The sequence below is a fragment of the Xanthomonas sp. NCPPB 3582 genome (assembly GCF_041475735.2).
Taxonomy (GTDB): domain Bacteria; phylum Pseudomonadota; class Gammaproteobacteria; order Xanthomonadales; family Xanthomonadaceae; genus Xanthomonas; species Xanthomonas codiaei.
In genome coordinates, this window is the sequence record NZ_CM192968.1 from 5,024,816 (window position 1) to 5,043,174 (window position 18,359).

General features: G+C 66.7%; 16 protein-coding genes. 9 read left to right on the forward strand and 7 right to left on the reverse strand.

What is annotated here, in order from left to right:
• Positions 1–73: 73 nt before the first annotated feature.
• Both ACCQ05_RS21355 and ACCQ05_RS21360 read right to left on the reverse strand, forming a co-directional pair.
• Positions 74–3,796 (reverse strand): M48 family metalloprotease, encoded by a 3,723-nt coding sequence (locus ACCQ05_RS21355; protein ID WP_372394219.1) that lies wholly within the window; start codon positions 3,794–3,796, stop codon positions 74–76.
• A gap of 368 nt (positions 3,797–4,164) precedes the next feature.
• Positions 4,165–4,605, reverse strand: coding sequence for an NUDIX domain-containing protein (locus ACCQ05_RS21360; RefSeq protein WP_372392435.1), 441 nt, complete (start codon positions 4,603–4,605; stop codon positions 4,165–4,167).
• 240 nt (positions 4,606–4,845) lie between these two features.
• Between ACCQ05_RS21360 and ACCQ05_RS21365 the strand changes: the two genes are divergently transcribed.
• The 3 genes from ACCQ05_RS21365 to ACCQ05_RS21375 all read left to right on the forward strand — a co-directional run bounded on the left by ACCQ05_RS21365 (position 4,846) and on the right by ACCQ05_RS21375 (position 6,984).
• Positions 4,846–5,502 (forward strand): SDR family oxidoreductase, encoded by a 657-nt coding sequence (locus tag ACCQ05_RS21365; RefSeq protein WP_372392436.1) that lies wholly within the window; start codon positions 4,846–4,848, stop codon positions 5,500–5,502.
• Positions 5,503–5,611: 109 nt separating this feature from the next.
• The gene (locus ACCQ05_RS21370) at positions 5,612–6,676 is read left to right on the forward strand and encodes a M4 family metallopeptidase (protein WP_372392437.1); all 1,065 of its coding nucleotides are present in this window, start codon (positions 5,612–5,614) and stop codon (positions 6,674–6,676) included.
• Positions 6,673–6,984, forward strand: coding sequence for a protealysin inhibitor emfourin (locus ACCQ05_RS21375; protein WP_372392438.1), 312 nt, complete (start codon positions 6,673–6,675; stop codon positions 6,982–6,984). Before ACCQ05_RS21370 ends, ACCQ05_RS21375 begins: the two co-directional genes overlap by 4 nt.
• A 500-nt stretch (positions 6,985–7,484) precedes the next feature.
• Here ACCQ05_RS21375 and ACCQ05_RS21380 read toward each other — a convergent pair whose 3' ends face one another.
• Entirely contained in the window at positions 7,485–7,925 is a 441-nt protein-coding gene (locus ACCQ05_RS21380; protein ID WP_228962526.1) for an SRPBCC family protein, read from the reverse strand.
• Between the two features lie 272 nt (positions 7,926–8,197).
• Between ACCQ05_RS21380 and ACCQ05_RS21385 the strand changes: the two genes are divergently transcribed.
• Entirely contained in the window at positions 8,198–9,358 is a 1,161-nt protein-coding gene (locus tag ACCQ05_RS21385; protein ID WP_372392440.1) for an HDOD domain-containing protein, read from the forward strand.
• 460 nt (positions 9,359–9,818) lie between these two features.
• Here ACCQ05_RS21385 and ACCQ05_RS21390 read toward each other — a convergent pair whose 3' ends face one another.
• Together ACCQ05_RS21390 and ACCQ05_RS21395 are read right to left on the reverse strand one after the other, a co-directional pair.
• Entirely contained in the window at positions 9,819–12,011 is a 2,193-nt protein-coding gene (locus ACCQ05_RS21390) for an ATP-binding protein (protein WP_506191558.1), read from the reverse strand.
• A gap of 178 nt (positions 12,012–12,189) precedes the next feature.
• A complete protein-coding gene (locus ACCQ05_RS21395) occupies positions 12,190–12,996 on the reverse strand; it encodes an IS5 family transposase (RefSeq protein ID WP_372360436.1) in 807 nt (268 codons plus the stop codon).
• Positions 12,997–13,068: 72 nt separating this feature from the next.
• Here ACCQ05_RS21395 and ACCQ05_RS21400 point away from each other — a divergent pair, with 72 nt between their 5' ends.
• The gene (locus tag ACCQ05_RS21400) at positions 13,069–13,515 is read left to right on the forward strand and encodes a hypothetical protein (protein ID WP_372392442.1); all 447 of its coding nucleotides are present in this window, start codon (positions 13,069–13,071) and stop codon (positions 13,513–13,515) included.
• A 118-nt stretch (positions 13,516–13,633) separates the two neighbouring features.
• Here ACCQ05_RS21400 and ACCQ05_RS21405 read toward each other — a convergent pair whose 3' ends face one another.
• Positions 13,634–14,041: a VOC family protein gene (locus tag ACCQ05_RS21405; RefSeq protein ID WP_372392443.1), complete on the reverse strand. Its 408-nt coding sequence runs from the start codon at positions 14,039–14,041 to the stop codon at positions 13,634–13,636.
• A 311-nt stretch (positions 14,042–14,352) separates the two neighbouring features.
• Entirely contained in the window at positions 14,353–15,243 is an 891-nt protein-coding gene (locus tag ACCQ05_RS21410) for a LysR family transcriptional regulator (protein ID WP_372392445.1), read from the reverse strand.
• A gap of 142 nt (positions 15,244–15,385) precedes the next feature.
• Between ACCQ05_RS21410 and ACCQ05_RS21415 the strand changes: the two genes are divergently transcribed.
• The 4 genes from ACCQ05_RS21415 to ACCQ05_RS21430 all read left to right on the forward strand — a co-directional run bounded on the left by ACCQ05_RS21415 (position 15,386) and on the right by ACCQ05_RS21430 (position 18,228).
• A complete protein-coding gene (locus tag ACCQ05_RS21415; protein ID WP_104541328.1) occupies positions 15,386–16,033 on the forward strand; it encodes a hydrolase in 648 nt (215 codons plus the stop codon).
• A gap of 79 nt (positions 16,034–16,112) precedes the next feature.
• Complete coding sequence (locus ACCQ05_RS21420) at positions 16,113–16,757, forward strand: hydrolase (protein WP_372392446.1); 645 nt, start codon at positions 16,113–16,115, stop codon at positions 16,755–16,757.
• Positions 16,758–16,786: 29 nt separating this feature from the next.
• Complete coding sequence (locus ACCQ05_RS21425) at positions 16,787–16,969, forward strand: hypothetical protein (protein ID WP_372392447.1); 183 nt, start codon at positions 16,787–16,789, stop codon at positions 16,967–16,969.
• Between the two features lie 755 nt (positions 16,970–17,724).
• Positions 17,725–18,228, forward strand: coding sequence for a hypothetical protein (locus ACCQ05_RS21430; RefSeq protein ID WP_372392448.1), 504 nt, complete (start codon positions 17,725–17,727; stop codon positions 18,226–18,228).
• The last annotated feature ends 131 nt before the right edge of the window (positions 18,229–18,359 follow it).

Below are 18,359 nucleotides of genomic sequence, written 5' to 3' on the forward strand. Positions count from 1 at the left end.
AAGAGGGCCATGCGCCAATTCCGAGCACCGCCGCGCCCGCGCGGCGGCTGCACAGTGGTGGTGTTGGCTGTTCTCAGCCCAGATACGGCCGTTCGCTACCGAACAGCAACTGCTTGGCACCCTCGCGCCATGCCTGCGGGCAGCGCTCGCCCAGCAACACCGCCGCCATCGCATACGCCAGTCCGCGCCCGACCAGGCTGACGCCGGTCAGGGCCGCATCGGCGTGCTGCTGGTCGGCACCGGCCTGCACGGCGGCGAAGAAGCGCGTGATGCCGGCCGCATCTTCGCCGGTGGCGCGCACGGTGGCCTCGCGCAACGGCTCCACCGGCCAGCCCTGGCGAGCCGCCAGCGCCCAGGCAGTGGGCGCGGTGAACATGTCCAGCCCGGCGGTGGCATCGAGCGCGCGCGCCTGTTGCAGCAGCGCTGCGCTGGCGCCCTGCGAGGCGGCTGCCAGGCGCACGATCCGCGCCTGCACGTCCGGGTTGGGCGCCGCGTCGGTCACCGCGGCATCCAGTTGCCCGCCGGCCAGCGCGTGGTAGCTCTGGTACGGCGTGCCTTCGGTGTCCTTGCCGGTTTCCAGCGCCAACGCGGACGCCAGCGACGGCGAGCGTTGCGCCAACGCCGCAAGATCGGGCGCCTGGCCACGGTAGCGTTGCAGACGCGCCAGCATCGACACCACTTGGTCGGCCATGGCCGGAGACTGTGCAGCCTGTTCGTACAGCGCCTGTGCCTCGGGCAAGTTCTGCCGTTCGGCGTGCACGCTCGCCGCAGCGCGCTGCAACCAGGGATCCTTCGGCCAGCGCTGCTGGGCGCTGAGAAACGCCTGGTCGCGCGCGGCCGTATCGGGGGCGCAGCGGATGGCCGCGTACTGCAGTCCGGAGACAGCCGGATGCGCGGCGGCCAGCGCGGTCTGCTGCGCGCACACCTGCGCGCGCTGCTCGGGTGTGGCGATGTCCTGCTGCGCACGCAAGGCCACCACGTCCTGCCGATTGCGCTGCAACCGCTCGGCCACGATCGCCGGCAGTGTCTGCGGCGCGGCGGCGTACAACTGCTGTATCCATTGCTCCAGATAGGGCGACTGCGCATCGTCCCAGCGTGCATGCGCCTGCATCATCGCCAGGTCCTGCGCCGGGGTGAGTTCGCCCAGCAGCTGGTACGGCGGCCGGTCGGCCACGGCGGTGAGTACCTCGCGGTACTGGCTGCCCTTGTCGCTGACCTGTGCCGGCGGCGCATCGAAGACCGCATCGGCGGTGGTGCGCTCCCAGCGCGCATTGCCCAGCCGGCGCGTGCGGTCCTCGGCGGCCGAGCCGTAGCTGGCGCGCCAGTTCACCAACAGTGCCGCACCGGCCACGTTGTAGGCGAACTGGCCACCGTGCCCGCCGCCGGGCGCATCGAAGCGTTCGATCTCGGTACCCTCGAGGGTGCGCGTGCTGATGTGGTGGCTGGCCTGCTCGGCCAGCTGGAACACATGGCGGCTGTTGGCCGGCAGCGAGGCGCTCTGGTCGTCGATGCTGACCGTCACCGTCTGCTGCAGGCCGTTGTAGGCCACCACCTCGGCCAGGCCCACGCTGCCACCGGCCCACAGCACGCCGGCCACGATCGAGGCTGCGACCGCCACGCGCGCCACAGACGGAAACAGCCCGTCTGCGGCCAGAAACCGCTGCCACAGGTTCTGCTTGAGATTGCGCTGCCGCGCATCGCCCGGCAGGCGCACCGGGTAGTCGCCGGGTGCGGCGGCCGGGGTGTCGTTGGTGGGCGTGTGCTCGCCACTGCGCAAGCGTTGCGCCACCGCATCTTCAGCCTGCAGCAGCTGCTCCAGGCTGGCATCGCGCAGGGCCTCCAGGGCCTCCATGGTGACCTGCACCCAGCCCTTGGCGACCTTCATCCAGGAATCGATGTTGTGCTCGTCGGCCTCGGCCAGACGGAACTCCGGCAGGCACTGCTCCCAGCGCTCCTGCCCCAGGGCTGCCGACAGCGGCGCATTCAAGCGCAGCGTGGGCGCCTGTGCATACACGTGGCGCAGGGCGCGTTGCACCTGGTTGCAGGCCGCCACCAGCTGGCGCAGTTCCTTGGCTGAGACGCGGCCATCGGCAATCACCGCGTGGAAGGTCTGCAGGTGCAGCAGATACGCATCGTCCAGGTCGGCGATGGCGTGGTCGGTGTAGTGCAGCACCGCCAGATAGCCGCGCAGCAGCGCCGGCCAGCCACCAGCCAGGCGGTTGGCGGCGGCCAGATGCACGCTGCGGCAGCGGCGGTCATGGTCGCTGACGCGGGCGCGCAGCACCTGCAATTCGTCATCGAGCTCGGCGATCACCGCCGGCAGCTGCGCACGCGACAGGTTGGTGCCCTTCCAGGTCAACACCCCGCCGGTGGCGCGCAGTCCGCCGTCCATCAGGCCCTGCAAGCTGGCGCGCTGGCGTTCGCGCTCGCGCAGCTGCTCGATGGCCTGGCCATCGGCGGGCAGGTACAGGCCATCGAGCGCCTGCAGCAGATCGCCATCGGGCAACGGGTCGGCGTACAGCTCGGCCAGGGTGCGGGCATTGCGCGTGCAGGAGCGGCCCAGGTACAGGCCCTGGTAGCGGCGCGACAGGGCAAGCGCCGCAAAGTCGCGCTCCAGGGCCGCCAGCGAGACGGCGGTGTCGACGAAGCCGCTCACCTCGCCGGTGAGCAGCCGGCGGCAGACCTGCTCGCGCAGCGCCTGCGCGTTGCGCAACAGCGCCATCGCCGGGCGCGCATCGATCGGGCAGGCGATGTAGTGGCGCTTGAGGTTCTCTTCGCGTGCGGCGCTGGGCGGGTGGGTGGCCCACATCTGCGAGGCTTGCGCGATGTCGTGCTGGAACAGGCGGTGCGCCTGTGCGGCCTGCGCCGGGACGCTGGGCGTGGCGCCATGGGCGGGGTCGTTCAACACCACGCGCATGTGTTCGATGATGCGCGACTGGATCGCGAACAGGTCCTTGACCGGGCGCTCCTGCGCAAACTCGCGCCCGGCAAAACGCACTGCGCGCTGCCAGGCATCGTCCGCCGCTTCCAGCTTGTGCAGCGCATGCACCAGCGCATCGCTGCCGGTGAGCGAGGCGGCCACCAGGTCGGCCTGGTATTCCATCTCGCGCGAGAGCGCACGCTGCGCCAGCACCACGCCGCGGAAGGCGATTTCCACCAGCGAGCGGATCGACCACACGATCAACGACAGGCCCCAGCCGATCCACGCCACGCGCAGGTCGATCCGCGACAGCGTCGCCAGCAGCTTGTCCAGCGCATCGCGCTTGCCGACGATATGCGCGGCGATCTGCTGGGCGATGTAGACCCAGCGGCCGACCGCCATGGTGCGTTGGGCGAAGTGGCCGAACTCGTGCGCCAGCACTGCCTTCAGTTCGCCCAGGTTGAGCACATTGACCAGGCCCAGACCGATATCCAGGTTCTTGCGCGAGGGCAGCAACAGATTGAGCAGCGACAGGTCGTAGAACACTCCGGCGTTGACCTGCGCCGACAGGTAGACCTTGTGCGGACGCGGTGCGCCGGCCTCGTCGGCCAACCGATGCAGGAAGGCGAACAACTCCGGTTGCTCGGCCGGGCTGAGCTCCAGCGCGCGGGTATCGCGTTCGGCGCGCTTGTTGAAGATCAGCGCCTTGGTCATGAACACCGCCAGGAACGCCGCACCGATCGCGACCAGCCAGAGCCACACCGCCTGATCGCCGCCCGAGCCCTGCACCAACCCGGATGCCAAGCGGTAGGCGGTCCAGCCGAACCAGCCCAGCAGGCCCAGATACACGGCAATGAAACCGCCCAGCCCCAGCATGGCCAGCCACGCATGCCGACGGTATTTGCTGCTGGGCGCGGTCAGCCGTTCCGGCACCACGGCCGGCCTTTGCGGATAGAGCGATTCCATTCTTCGTTCCTTGATGCGTGACCGGGCGCTCAGCCGTCATCGGCGTCCCGGCCGGGTGAGTCGACACGTGTGGTTCACCATCCGCAGGCCAGCTCCCCTGGCCGCGGCAGTGCGACGTTAGCCGAGCGGCGCGGCAAAATCCATGTGCTGCCGCAAGGCGCCGATCACCGGCGACCGGCAGCGCGTCGATACGCGTGCTGGGGATCGAGGTCGGGCGCGCAAGGTGCGCCGGGCACCGACGCGATGCGGTGACCACGCCTGGCGCCACCGCTGGCCTGTCAGCCGGCCACGCCGCGCTCGGCCTGCAGCTGTTGCACCGCCTGCAACGCCGAGCGGGTCAGCGGCGTGGGCAGCGCGTCCAGTGGGAACCAGCCGATGTCGTGCAGGACGTGCGGCTCGCGCAGCTGCGCCTGTTCGCTGCCTTCGATGCGGGCCACATACACCGGCGCCACCCAGTGCTGCGGCGGGTCCATGTCCGGTTCGAAATGGCTGACCACGCACAGTACGCAGTGCGGATGCACCTGCAGGCCGGTTTCTTCCAGCACCTCGCGCACCACGGTGGCCTCCACCGTCTCCATCCAGTCCACCTTGCCGCCAGGCAGGCCCCAATGCCCCTGCTCGGGCGCGCGTCCGCGCAACACCAGCAGCAAGCGGCCATCGCGGCGCTGGATGAAGGCACCGCAGCCAACGCGTGGGCGCAACTCGGAAGACAGGGACATCGGGCACTCTCGCAGAACCAGGCACGCAAGTGTCCCAGATGCGAGGTATGCGGGTCATGCATCGCGGCCAGGCGATGCCTTCGCGCACCGCATCGGTGCCACGCCGCCGGCATTCGCCGATGCGGGCTGCGAGTGCGCTCGGGCAACGCATACGCCGTGACCTGGCGCTGACGCTGCTTTAGCGCGGCACCGGCGAGGATGCGCGTCTTCCGCGCCACGGCGCGCAATGCTGGAGGTGGTATGTCTCGTATCTTGGTGATCGGTGGCCACGGCAAGGTCGCACGTCTGCTCACGCCATTGCTGGTGCGCGCTGGGCACCAGGTGACGGCAATGTTCCGCAATCCCGGGCACGAAGCCGATGTGATCGCCGATGGCGCCACGCCGTTGGCGTTGGACATCGAACATGCCGATACCGATGCCATTGCCGCGCAGCTGGCCGGCCACGATGCGGTGGTGTGGTCGGCCGGTGCCGGTGGCGGCGATGCCGCGCGCACCTACGCCGTGGACCGCGATGCGGCGATCCGCTCGATGCAGGCCGCCGAGCGGGCGCGCGTGCGCCGCTACGTGATGGTGTCCTACCTCGGCGCAGGGCTGGAACACGGCATCGGGCCGGACGACCCCTTCTTTGCCTATGCCCAGGCCAAGGGCGCGGCCGATGCGCATCTGCGCGGCACCGCGCTGGACTGGACCGTGCTCGGCCCCGGCCGCCTGACCCTGGATCCGCCCACCGGCCGCATCACCCGCGATCCCGGCAGCGATACCGAGGGCGGCGTCTCGCGCGCCAACGTGGCCCAGGTGATCGCCGCCACGCTGGCGACGCCGGCCAGCATCGGCAAGACCATCGGCTTCATCGATGGCCAGACCCCGATCCAGCAGGCGCTGGCGCAGCTGGACTGAACGGCAGGCGGTCTGCGGCGCGGCGCGCCCGGCACGGGCGGTGCGGTCTAACGATTTCCTAAAGCCGGCGCCGGCATAGTCGCCGGTGCCGTTCCTGTGGAGGTCGCTGATGTCCGCATTCGTTTCGCCGCGCCGGGCCGGGATCCTGCCGCCCTATCTGCTGGACCATGTGGCCCAGGCAGCCCCCGACCATGCCCGCCGCTGCGCGCGGCTGTCGCGTGAAGTCACCGCGCAGCTACGCCAGCAGCGTGCGCTGGGCTTGCTGGCGCGAGCCGATGACGCGGCGGCGCCAGTGTCACGGGCCACGCATGCGGTGCAGCGCAGGATCTACGACGCCAGGCAGGGCAGCATCCTGCCCGGCACGCTGGTCCGTGACGAGGGCGCCGCCGCCACCGACGATGTCGCGGTGAACGAAGCCTATGACTACCTGGGCGCCACCCACGACTTCTACCAGACGGTGTACGGGCGCAATTCCATCGACGATGCGGCCATGCCGCTGATCGGTACCGTGCACTACGAGCGCGGCTACGACAACGCGTTCTGGAATGGCGAGCAGATGGTGTTCGGCGATGGGGATGGCGAAGTCTTCAACCGCTTCACCATCGCGTTGGATGTGATCGGCCACGAACTCACCCATGGCGTTACCGAACGCACCGCCAACCTGATCTACCAGGGCCAGTCCGGCGCGTTGAACGAGTCGGTGTCGGACGTGTTCGGCATCCTGATCAAGCAGTACAGCTTGCGCCAGAGCGCGCAGGACGCCGACTGGATCATCGGCGCGGGCTTGTTGATGCCGGGCATCCAGGGCGTGGGCCTGCGCTCGATGCGCGCCCCCGGCACCGCCTACGACGATCCGGCCTTGGGCAAGGACCCGCAACCGGCCACCATGGCCGGCTATGTCGACACGCAGGAAGACGATGGCGGCGTGCACTACAACTCCGGCATTCCCAACCACGCGTTCTATCGCGCGGCGGTGGCGATCGGTGGCGCGGCCTGGGAGAGGACTGGCCGGATCTGGTATCGCACCCTCACCGGCGGCGAGCTGACCGCCAAGGCAGACTTCGCCACCTTTGCCGCGCTCACCGTCAGCGTGGCCAGCGCCGATTACGGTGCCGACAGCGCCGCAGCACGCGCCGTCCATCAGGCATGGCACGACGTGGGCGTGCGCGTATGAGCGTGCAACGGCCGCCGGTGGAAGCAGGCGTCACCCTGCGCCTGGCCCGAGAGGGAGGCGTGGCCGCATTCCCGGCCATGCGCCGCGAACGCCAGCTGGTGATGGATGACCTGGACGAGGCGCAGCGCCTGCAACTGCGCGGCCTGCTGGACCAGTGCCTGGCGCATGCCTTGCCGCCACCGCAGGCCGGGGGCGGCGACCGCCGCTATTTCAGCATCGCCTGGGAGGGCGCCAGCGAACCGCTGCGCATCCCCGAAGAACACGCGCCGGCCGCGATCGTGCGGCTGTGGAAGCAGGGCACGCTGTAGCGGCAGATGCCTGCGCGTGGCCTGCGCAGGCCTTGCCCTCGTCCGGCCCGTTCCGCACAAGCTGCCTGCCTGCTGTGCAACCTCTCGCGGCGCAGATAGCAAAACGGACATCACGCCTGAGGTGATGTCCGTGGAAGGTGGTCCAACTGCGGATGCCTGCACCCTTTAAGCTGCCTAGATGCTCTAGAACTGCACAGCTGGTGACCCATGGTGATGGCAGGCGCGTTAGCGCGACGTGCAGCGCAGCGGTCAGCTTGAAGACACTCCGCTCATTGCTGCGTTGCAGCTTGCCGCGGGTGCAGGATTGCTATCGGTCTCCCTCCCCCGCAGCACGCGGGTGGCACCGCCGTGAACACCGCGCATCCAAAGGACGCGGCGACGCACGGCAGTCGCCGGTCCAGGCGCACCACCGCCGATCGCACGGCGGCGGCGCGCGCACTGGCATCGACACAGCAACAAGCGGCGCGATACACGTACACGCACCACCGCACAGGCCACGATCAACCCTGCGGCTGCGCTTCCAACAGATGCGCCAGCAAGCCCAGCGAATCCTGCCAACCGAGATAACAGGCATGCAGCGGGATCTGTTCGGGAATGCCTTCCTGCACCACGTGCAGATCGGTGCCGCATGGCAGCGCCTGCAGGCGCACGGTGGTCAACATGGTCCCCGGCAGTGACGGGTCGTCGAACACATCGTTGTAGCGCAGCAGGGCACCGGGCTGCAGCTCCAGGTAGGTGCCACCGAACGCATGCCGCTGCCCGCTGGCGAAATGGGTGAAGGCCATGCGGAAGGTGCCGCCCACCTGCGCGTGCACGTGCTCGATGCTGCCGGTGAAGCCGGCCGGCGGCAGCCACTTCACCATCGCATCGGCATCGAGGAAGGCGCGGTAGACCAGCTCGGGGCTGGCGCGTAACACACGGTGTAGCGTAACGGTGGACATCGGCACTCGCTCGGCTGGCAGTGGAGGTTGCGATGCTACCGGTCAATGGCGGCCGCGCGCACGTGCAATGCTGCCTGGCCAGCAGGCAAGCGGACGCGAGAGCCGTCGCTTGCGCCTGGTCGCGTGGACTGCACATGCCGGGCGCGCCGGGCCTGCGCAAGCTCGCCAATGGCCAAGCGCTCGCGGCCTTGCGAAGCGCGCCCGCGCGCACTCCACGTTGCCGCCGCGCCCGCCATCGCCGATAGTCTCGGCACTGATTCAGACAACCGCCCATGATCCTCGCCACTGTGTTGCTGCTTGCTGCCGGCCTTCTCGCTGTCGCGACGATCGTCGGCGCTATCGTCTGGATACGCAGGCGCCAGCGCGCGCCCGAAGCCGCGGTGCCGGCGGCCACCGCTGGCGCGGCCTCTATCGCGCCGGCGCCCGCGGCGGAGCCGCTCGCCGTCCCGGCACGGGTCCAACCGCAGCCACCGTCGCCCCACGCAGCGGCGCCATTGCAGGACGCGCCACCGCCGATGCGCCCGTTGCTGCGGCGCATGTATGCCGTGGTGATGGATACCCCCTCGCTGGCCGAGGCCAGCCTGCCCACCGACCCGGCACAGCTGGCGGTGCTGGATGCGGTCGCCAATGCACTGGCCCATGTCGACCTGCGCCCGCAATTGCTGCCGCGCCGCCCGCACCTGTTGCCGCAACTGATGCGTGCGGTCAACGATCCGGACGCCTCCGGGCGCGGCATCGCCGCGATCATTGCGCAGGACCCGGCGCTGGCCGCCAACCTGCTGCGCATCGCCAACAGCGCGCTGTACCGCCCGCAAGGCGCCCCGCTGGAAAGCCTGGAACGGGCGGTGGTACATATCGGCACCGAGGGAGTGCGCCAAATCGTCGCCGCAGCAGTCATGCAGCCGGTGCTCAGCCTGGACGGCGGCCTGCACTCGCGCCTGCCGGCCGCGGTGTGGGACTACGCCCTGCGCACCGCCACGGCGGCCGCTGCCTACATGCGCGAACGTGGCGGCGACAGCTTGTCGGCGCAGCTGGCCGGTCTGCTGCAGGGACTGGGTGCGGTGGTGATCCTGCGGGTGCTGCGCGATGCCTATGCCGAACGCCCCGGCCTTCCCTACAGCCTGGAGGTGGCCGCGGCGCTGGTGGAAGGCCATACCGCCGCGGTGGCCAAGACGATCGCCACTACCTGGGACCTGCCGCCCGTGCTGGGCACCGCGCTGGACGAACAGCGTCCCGAGCACGACACCACCCTGCTGGGCAGCTCGCTGGGCCGCGCGTTGCGCTACGGCCGCCTCGCCGCCGCCCTGGCAATGCTCGCCCGCCATGGCGCCGAGCAGGAATCCCACGCCTTGACCGTGCTCGCCACGCTGGAACCGGACGACGCCGCCAATACCGCGCTATGGCAGCGGCTGGTGGCCGCAAGCGTGGAGTAAGCCTGCAGCTGACGATGACCGCGTGATGCGGCAAGTGGGACGCCGTTGCCACCTCATGGCGCACCGATGCCGTCACCTTGCCCGCAAGTGGTCTGCAACCGCCAATCCGCGGCTGCGCCGGTCATGCACAGGCCCGCCGATGCCTTCGAGCATGCAACGCGACCACAGCGCAATCGCCTGCGGTCGTCGCATCTGTCGCCACCCGCGTCGGCGCCGCACTGCAGGGATGCATGTCTGCTGAAATCCCGGATAGGGACTCTCTGCAGTTGCCAGACACGGGCACGGCCGGTCTGCAACGTTGCAGCCGCCGATGCCACCGTCTGCCGATCTCGAACCGCCGGGTGCACTGCAGTTACCCGGCTTGCAGCGCACATCTTGCCTGCAAGGCCGCGCCCTGGAGCTTGGCGGCAACAGCGACGACAGCTGTGCATTCCGCTGCACGCAGCGTCGTCACCTGCACTCAGCCCTCTGTCGCAATCAACTCCTTCACCCGCGCGGTCAGTACGCTCACGCTGAAGGGCTTGGTCAGCACCGCCATGCGCGGTTCCAGGTGGTGGTCGTCCAGTAGCGCGTTCTCGGCGAAGCCGGTGATGAACAGCACCTTGAGATCCGGGCGATGCGCACGGCTGGCGTCGGCCATCTGGCGGCCGTTCATGCCGCCGGGCAGGCCCACGTCGCTGATCAGCAGGTCGATGCGCACGTCCGATTGCAGGATGCCCAGGCCGGCCACGCTGTCGCCGGCTTCGATCACGGTATAGCCCAGCTCCTGCAGCACTTCGCCCAGCAGCGACCGGATGGACGGTTCGTCGTCGACGATCAGCACCGTCTCGCCGGCATCGGTGGGAGTGAGTTGCAGCGGCTGCCCTTGTGCATCGGACTGGGTCACCTGGCCCAGATGGCGCGGCAGATAGATGCACACCCGCGAGCCCTTGCCGACTTCCGACTGGATGCGCACCTGCCCGCCGGACTGCTTGGCGAACCCATAGATCATCGACAAGCCCAGTCCCGTGCCTTCGCCCAGCGGCTTGGTGGTGAAGAACGGATCGAACGCGCGCGCCACCACCTCCGGCGGCATGCCGGTGCCGGTGTCGCTGACGCACAGCGACAGGTACGGGCCCTGGCGCATGCCCAGTTGTCGCGCCAGATCGTGGTCGATCCAGTGGTTGCTGGTGTCGATGCGCAGCTGGCCGCCATCGGGCATGGCGTCGCGCGCGTTGATGCACAGGTTGAGTAGCGCATTCTCCAGTTGCGAGGCATCCACCAGCGCCGGCCAGAGCAGCGGATTGGGGACGTTCTCCACCCGGATGCCCGGCCCCACGGTGCGCTGCACCAGTTCCAGGATATCGACGATCAACTGGCTGACATCGGTCGGCGTGGGCAGCAACGTCTGCCGCCGCGCGAACGCCAGCAACCGGTGGGTGAGCGCCGCTGCGCGCGTGGCGGCGCTTTGCGCGATGCCGAGGTAGCGCGGCAGTTCGGCAAAGCGCTGCTGCTCCACGCGCAGGGACATCAACTCCAGCGCGCCGGAGATGCCGGCCAACAGATTGTTGAAGTCGTGCGCCAGACCGCCGGTGAGCTGGCCCACCGCTTCCATCTTCTGCGATTGCCGCAGCGCCTCTTCCACGACCATCAGCTCGCTGGTGCGCGCGGTGACGCGCTGTTCCAGCGTCTGGCTCAGCTCGCGCAAGGCGGCCAACGCACGGTCGCGCTCCTCGGACAAGGCGTGGCGGGCGTCGATATCCAGCAGCACGCCGGGAAACCGCAACGGCGTGCCGTCCGGCCCATGCTCCACGCGCCCGTTGGCCTCCAACCAGTAGTACTTGCCGTCGCGACGCCTGACCCGGTACTGATGCACGTATGCACCACCACGCGCCACCGCTTCGCTGATCGCCACGCGCAGGCCCTCGCGGTCGTCCGGATGCACGTTGGCCATCACCAGTTCCATCGGCAGGTCGGTCCGGCTGCTGGAAGGATCGAAGCCGAAGTTTTCGGCGAATGCTTCGTCCACCGAAAACACATCGTTGTGCAGATCCCAGATCCAGGTGCCGATGATCGCCCCGGCCGCCAGCGCCAGCTGCATGCGCTCGGCGTTGCGGCGCGCGGCAACTTCCGCTTCCAGCGCGCGATCGCGCTCGCTGGTGCGGTTGACCACCTCGTGCACCAGATGCGTGTTCTGGTTGCTCAGCATCGCGTTCTGGATGTCGCGATGCCGTTCGGCCGCGACCTGCGCGGTGGTTTCGATGGCGATGTTGAGCAGCCCCACGATGCTGCCGTCCTCGCCGCGGATGGGCGAGGCGGTGGAATTCCAGTACGTGGTTTCGTGCACGCCGTTACGCAGCATCGGCAGGGCGATGGCCGACTGGCCGTAGCCTTCCCCGGTGCGCATCACCCGGGCGAAGTCGTCAGCGATCGGTGCGTAGGTTTGGCCCCACACCTCGGCCACCGGCTGACCCAGTGCGTGCGGGTGGCGGTCGCCCAACGACTGCAGATACACGTCGTTGTAGAGCATGCGCAGCTGCGGCCCCCACAGCACCGCGCCCAGCAACTTCGCGTTGAGCACCATCGACAGCGCCGAGCGCAGCGACTGCGGCCAGGTATGCGGGTCGCCCAGCGGCGTGGCAGCCCAATCGTGCGCGCGGATGGCCGCGCCCATGACCCCACCACCGGAGAGAAACTCCAGACCGCTCGGTGCAACGACGGGATGGACTGTACTCACGTGGCGGCCGTGCCTGGTAGGAAGTGGCGGCATTGTGGCATGCAGGCCAAGGCAGGGCAGGACGCTGGCAGCAGCGGCGTGCGTCACACGCTGCGGCCAACGTGTTTAGAGCGTGTTATGAACTTTGAAATAGAGACGCGGCATTTCCAAGCATGAGGATGGAGAAGACGACGAAGTGGAGTCCGGCCAGGGTTTCCGGTAGGCGTTCGTAATCACGGGCCAGGCGTCGGAACCGATTGACCCAACCGAAACTACGCTCTACGACCCAGCGGCGCGGTAGCAATACAAAGCCCTTCTTGGCCTCCGGCAGTTTTACGACGTGCAGCTCGATGCCTTCCTCCAGCGCAGCTTCGGCCGGCCCTTCGCCGGTGTAGCCTTGATCGACGAACGCCAGTTTCACCGTCTCGCCGGTGACATACTGAACTTCCTGCGCCAGCGATCGCACCTGGGCGCGTTCCTGCTCGTTGGCTGGGGTGACCTGCACTGCCAGCAAGTGGCCGAGCGTGTCCACCGCCATGTGCACCTTGCTGCCCTTCTTGCGCTTGTAGCCGTCGTAGCCGGCACGTGGTCCGCTTTCGCATGTGGACTGCACCGTTCGGCCATCCAGGATCACAGCACTGGGCTGCCCCTGCTTGCCTTGCGCCACTCGCAAGATCGAACGCAAGTCGTTGACCATGGCCTCAAAGCAGCCGGCCTGCAACCACCGTTGGGTTTGCTGGTAGACCGCCTCCCACGGCGGAAACTCGTGGGGAATCAAGCGCCAGGGCGCTCCAGCACGCGCCATCCAGCGCAACGCGTTGAACATCAAGCGCAGGTCATACTTGCGCTGCGGTGCCTGTGGATCCATCAGCGTCAAGTAGGGTGCAGCGAAGGCCCATTCTTCATCGGAAACGTCGGTCGGATAAGGGCGTGGTGGCTTCATCCGCTTACGATAGCCGCGAAAGCCTCAAGTTCATAACACGCTCTAGGATGCGCAGGCATCGGGGGGACCACCATGGACAGGATCAGCATCGCGCGCCGCATCGCGCTGGGATTGGCAGCACTGGGCATGCTTGTCTGCATGCAGGCCGCCATCGCGCAGAGCATGCGCTCGGCCACCGGCAAGGCCACCCGCACGTACCTCCCACCGACGCGCCAGCCCCATAACTCCATGGCGCGCGACACCACGCCGTTCAATTGCGAGCAATACCGCGCGCACCCGCATCCGGGCATGGTGCGCTATTGCCAGGGCATCGAGAACATGATGCTGCGCAACGAGGCACGCAGCCAGGGGCGTCCCGCTCCATCGGATTCCATCATCGCGCTGCCGGGCCTGGGTACGGCGGAGGCCAAGCAACTGGGCTACGCGTGCGTGGGCGGGCAGGCGATGAAGCGGCTGCGCAATGGATGGGAGCAGGTGTCGGCTGCTGCGGGTGGGTGGCAGCGGTGTCGGGGTGGGTAGGCAAACGTTCTCGTACTGACATTCAAGCCGAGGTAGCTCACTCGCAGCCGCGCGGCAGCGATGCGATCGCAGGGCGCCAACTCTAACCCACGACAGGCAATGCCGACGCCGTTAGCGCTTACGTCGCAACAGCGTCGTAACCGGCAGCGGTGAACTCGATCAGGCAATAGCCATGCCCAAACAGATCGGCCATCACCGCGATGCGGCCCCATGCAGTGTCACGGATCGCCTGCTCTTGCGTCGCTCCGGCGGCGAGTGACTGAGAGACCGCCTGCTCGAGGTCGTCGACAACGAAGTCCAGATGCACGGGTGTCCAATGTCGGGCGTAGGAGCGCGGCTGATTCGCACCTGGAGCCGCCTGCGTGCCTGGGGCCTTCGCCAGAAGGTACAGCTTGGAGGAGGTGCCAATCAGCTCAACCGCATCCTTGCCGAAGCGGCGCGCGGGCCGCAGAGCAAAGGCAGCGCAGTAGAAGCGCTCGGCGGCTTCGATATCGTTGACGTCGATGTTGACCAGCATGTCGGACATGGCGGCAGATTCCAGAAATAGATCGAGTAATGCGCAGCACTGGCTTGGTAGATCACTGCTGGACATCCATATCCACGAACGTTCAGTGATACCTCAATGGCTACATTCTGACGAGGGAATCGCGGACTAGCATCATGACCTGCTCATCGGACCTTCGAGTCGGCGATCTCGTGGACTGGCGCTGGGCACACTCATCCTCCTGCGATTTGCCGATCAATCGGCGCACCGAATTTCGCCGCTTTTGCACGGGATGGCCCGCACGCTCCACACCATCGAGTCACCCCTTTGCTGCACCAGCGAACCGACAGCGATTACGCAGACGTGCCAATCTCCGCGGCGTCCGCGAAGCAGGCGATCAGCAGCTCGGTCAGTACCCTGACCTTACGCGCCGGATGCGGGCTTGGCGGCCTGACCACGAACATGCCGGCCGGGCGCACCGGATGCGCCTGCATCAGCGACAGCAGCGCGCCGGAGCGAAGGTGTTCGCCGACAAGGCCTTCGGGAAGCATGGCGATGCCCAGCCCCGCCAGTGCAGCCGATACCAGCGCTGTGCCGTTGTCGCCCTTGAAGCGGCCGCGCGGCCTGACCACGAGCACCTTCGTGCCATGCATGAATTGCCAGCTTTCGGTGCCTTGCATCAGACATTCGTGGGAAAGCAGCGCATCCGGATGCTCTGGCGCGCCATGCACGGCGACGTAGGACGGTGCAGCCACCAGCTTGCCCACGACCGGGCCAACACGCCGAGCGATCAGGTTCGAGTCGGGAAGATGGCCGAGCCGTATCGCGCAATCGTAGCCCTCGCCCACCAGGTCCACATGCCGGTCGCTATAGCACGCGTGCACATGCAGGGCGGGATGCAGTTGCGCCAGCTTGGCAAAGATCGGGGCCAGATGCGTCGGCCCGAAGGACAACGGTGCGGCGATCCGCAAGCGGCCGCGCAGGTCGCCTGCTGGCGAGATGGCTTCCCTTGCGGCATCGATCTCCGCAGTGGCCCTGGCCGCATAGTCCCGGAATGTGGAGCCCGCTTCGGTCAGTGATGCGCCACGTGTCGTGCGGGCCAGCAACTGTGTGCCCAGTTCTCCCTCCAGCCGCGCCAGCTGCCGGCTGACGATCGACTTGGCGATACCGAGCCGTTGCGCCGCAGCGGTGATGCCACCGGCATCGGCAACCTCGACGAAGGTCCGCAAATCCTCGATATCCATCCAGCGTTCCCCAAAGCGCGACACAGTGTGGCCGATTGACTCGCTACCGTAGCAGGTAACGCACTGGCAACCTCGGTTCGGCACTCGCCCCTGCAGGCGGGCGCCACCGTCGGACACCTCTTCCACTTCCGAAAGGATAGCCATGCCCCTGCGCAACGGCCTTGCCTCATTGCTTCGTCCGGAGGACTCGGTCCTCGTGCTGATCGATCATCAGCCCTATCAGCTCACCAACCTCAACAGCCACGATCCGCAGTTGGCCGTCAACAATGCCGTTGGTTTGGCGAAGGCCGCCAAGGCGTTCGGCGTGCCTACGATCCTGACCAGCGTGCTTGCCGAACGCGGCGGTTTCATCTTTCCCCAGATCACCGACGTCTTTCCGGACCAGGAGGTGATCGACCGGACGCTCATCAACACCTGGGAGGATTCGAAGGTGGTCGATGCGGTCAAGGCCACCGGACGCAAGCAGCTGGTGATTGCGGGCCTGTGGACCGAGGTCTGCGTCGCCATGCCGGCGATTCAGGCGCTGGGCGAAGGATGGGATGTCACGGTCATCACCGATGCATCCGGTGGCACCTCGGTCGAGGCGCACCAGGTAGCCATCCAGCGCATGATCGCCGCGGGCGCGAACGTGATGACCTGGCTGGCGCTCGCGGCGGAATGGCAACGCGACTGGGCGCGACTGGCGACGGCCGGCCCCATGACCGAGGTGATGAAGTACCACGCCGCAGGCAGTGGCATCGCATTTCTGTGGGAGCAGCAACTATTGCACACACCCGTGCCTGCCGGCTGAGCGGCGCGTGCTCGCTACACGCTGCCTGGCGCACGTTCGACGGACGTGCGCTACCTTCGCCATCAAGTAGAGCCTATCAATGACCAGCGAGACACTGCGCAACCCCCAGACCGACCAGCTTCTATCGCCTGAAAACTCGGCGCTGATCATCATCGACTATCAGCCGATTCAGGTGTCCTCGATCCGCTCGATGGGACGCGACGAGTTGGTGTTCAACATCACCAGCGTGGCCAAGGCGGCAGTGAATTACCGCCTGCCCATCATCCATTCGACCGTCAATGTCGCAACCGGCCGCAACAAGCCGCCGATCGCCGAACTGCAACGGGTCATCGGGCATCTGCCAACGTACGACCGCACCTCGATCAATAGTTGGGAAGACACCGAGTTCAAGCAGGCGGTCAAGGCGCTCGGGCGTCGCAAACTGATCCTGACGGCGCTGTGGACCGAGGCCTGCCTGACCTTCCCTGCCTTGGACGCCATGCAGGAGGGCTATGAAGTCTATGTTCCGGTGGATGCGGTGGGCGGCACCTCGCCTGCCGCTCATGAAGCGGCACTGCGACGCATGGAGCAGGCCGGCGCAAAATTGATCAGCCGCGTGCAACTGTATTGCGAGCTACAGCGCGACTGGGCGCGCGAGGCGACCGTGCCGGGCTTCATGGACGTCTTCGAGAGTTTCGACGGCTTCAATCCTGAAAAGGGTACACCGCCCGCGCAGGTGCGCTGAACTAGCGACGACGGGTAGCCAGCCAGCGCATGATCGCCGCGGGCGTGAACGTGATGACCTGGCTGCCGCTCGCGGCGGAATGGCAACGCGACTGGGCGCGACTGGCGACCGCCGGCCCGATGACCGAGGTGATGAAGTACCACGCCGCAGGCAGTGGTATCGCGTTCCTGTGGGAGCAGCAGCTGTTGCACACGCCCGTGCCTGCCGGCTGAGCGGCGCTTGCTCGCTCCACGCTGCCTGGCGCACGTTCGATGGACGTGCGCCACTTTGTCGCCATCAATGACCAGCCAGACACTGCGCAACCTCCAGACCGACCGGCTTCTATCGCCTGCAAATTCGGCGCTGATCATCATCGACTATCAGCCGATCCAGGTGTCCTCGATCCGTTCCAGCCGTTGACAGCCTGCGTTAGCAGGACTAACCTCATGCCCTCAGCCTTGAGCGAGTCACGCTAGCTGACCGGCAATGACCGCACGTGCTGTGATCTTGCTTTCTTGGCGACGCAGCTGGACCACGCGATGCGTACAACCAAGTGTTCGGTATGCTGTCAGTTCTGCCAGTTCATATAGTAAATTTTTAACGGCCCACATCGCACATGGCGATGCGATTGGTGACGCTCCAAAAAACTAAAGAATCAAGGCAACTTCCAGAATTCCTGTGGTCCAACCATTCCAGGTGGCGACCCCGTCCTTCTGCAAAGAGCGGTCTAACCACGGGGTGCCAGCTTTTTACGTCACGTGACAGACCAAGTCGCTGCGATCGATGTCCGCGGCCCATAAGATGCGCAGGTGCGGGGTATCCTTCTTTGTCAGCCTTTCAGGATCTGCTGATGCGTTCCGCCCGAGTCGCCCTTCTCGTTATGACCACACTTTGCGAGCCTGCCCTGAGCGCTTGTGCTCACACGCCAGCCCAATCCACGGAGCCGCTATCGAAGGAGCAAGCCGACATGACGTTGCCGGAGACCGTCATGGCTGAGAAAATTGCGCTTAGCGCGGAGGAGATGGGCCTCCGTTTCTTGAAGCTTATTACTAGCCTAGATTCGCGCGAAGATATAACTCCAGGGCGCATTCAAGATGTCATGGGCTTCCGGATCTCCGTTGCTCCCGGTGCGCTTGGCGCGGTAATCTGGAGTGAGGACTTGGGCGACGGTTGGCGGTATGCATTCGACTACGTTCCTGCATCTCCATCGCTATTACCAGGGGTGGGTCTTTCATTCGAGAACACTGCTGGCCACTTCTTTGACATGAAAGCGATTTGCAGCCTGGATTTTCAACGCTACGACAGCGCGTTGAAGAGTGCCGGATTTGTTGCTTCTCCCACATACGGACCAATTAGCCAGCTTGAGAACTGGCGCTATGCAAAGTTTGCGGAGCGCGGAAGTATCGTCTTGTCTCTAATTCCGCAGAGTGCTGCTGCCGGTTCTTCAGGCCAAGTCTGCGTTAAATCCATCACTACATTGAATGGTCGGTAAGACGCTCCGGAGAACCTCTCATGGCCAGTCGCAGCCTTCACCTCGAAGAAGCGTGGTCCGTACAGTCAGGCAAAGATGCTGATGAATCTACTCCCTTTTAAGCAAAATTTGCATGCGTAGCCTGCCTGCAT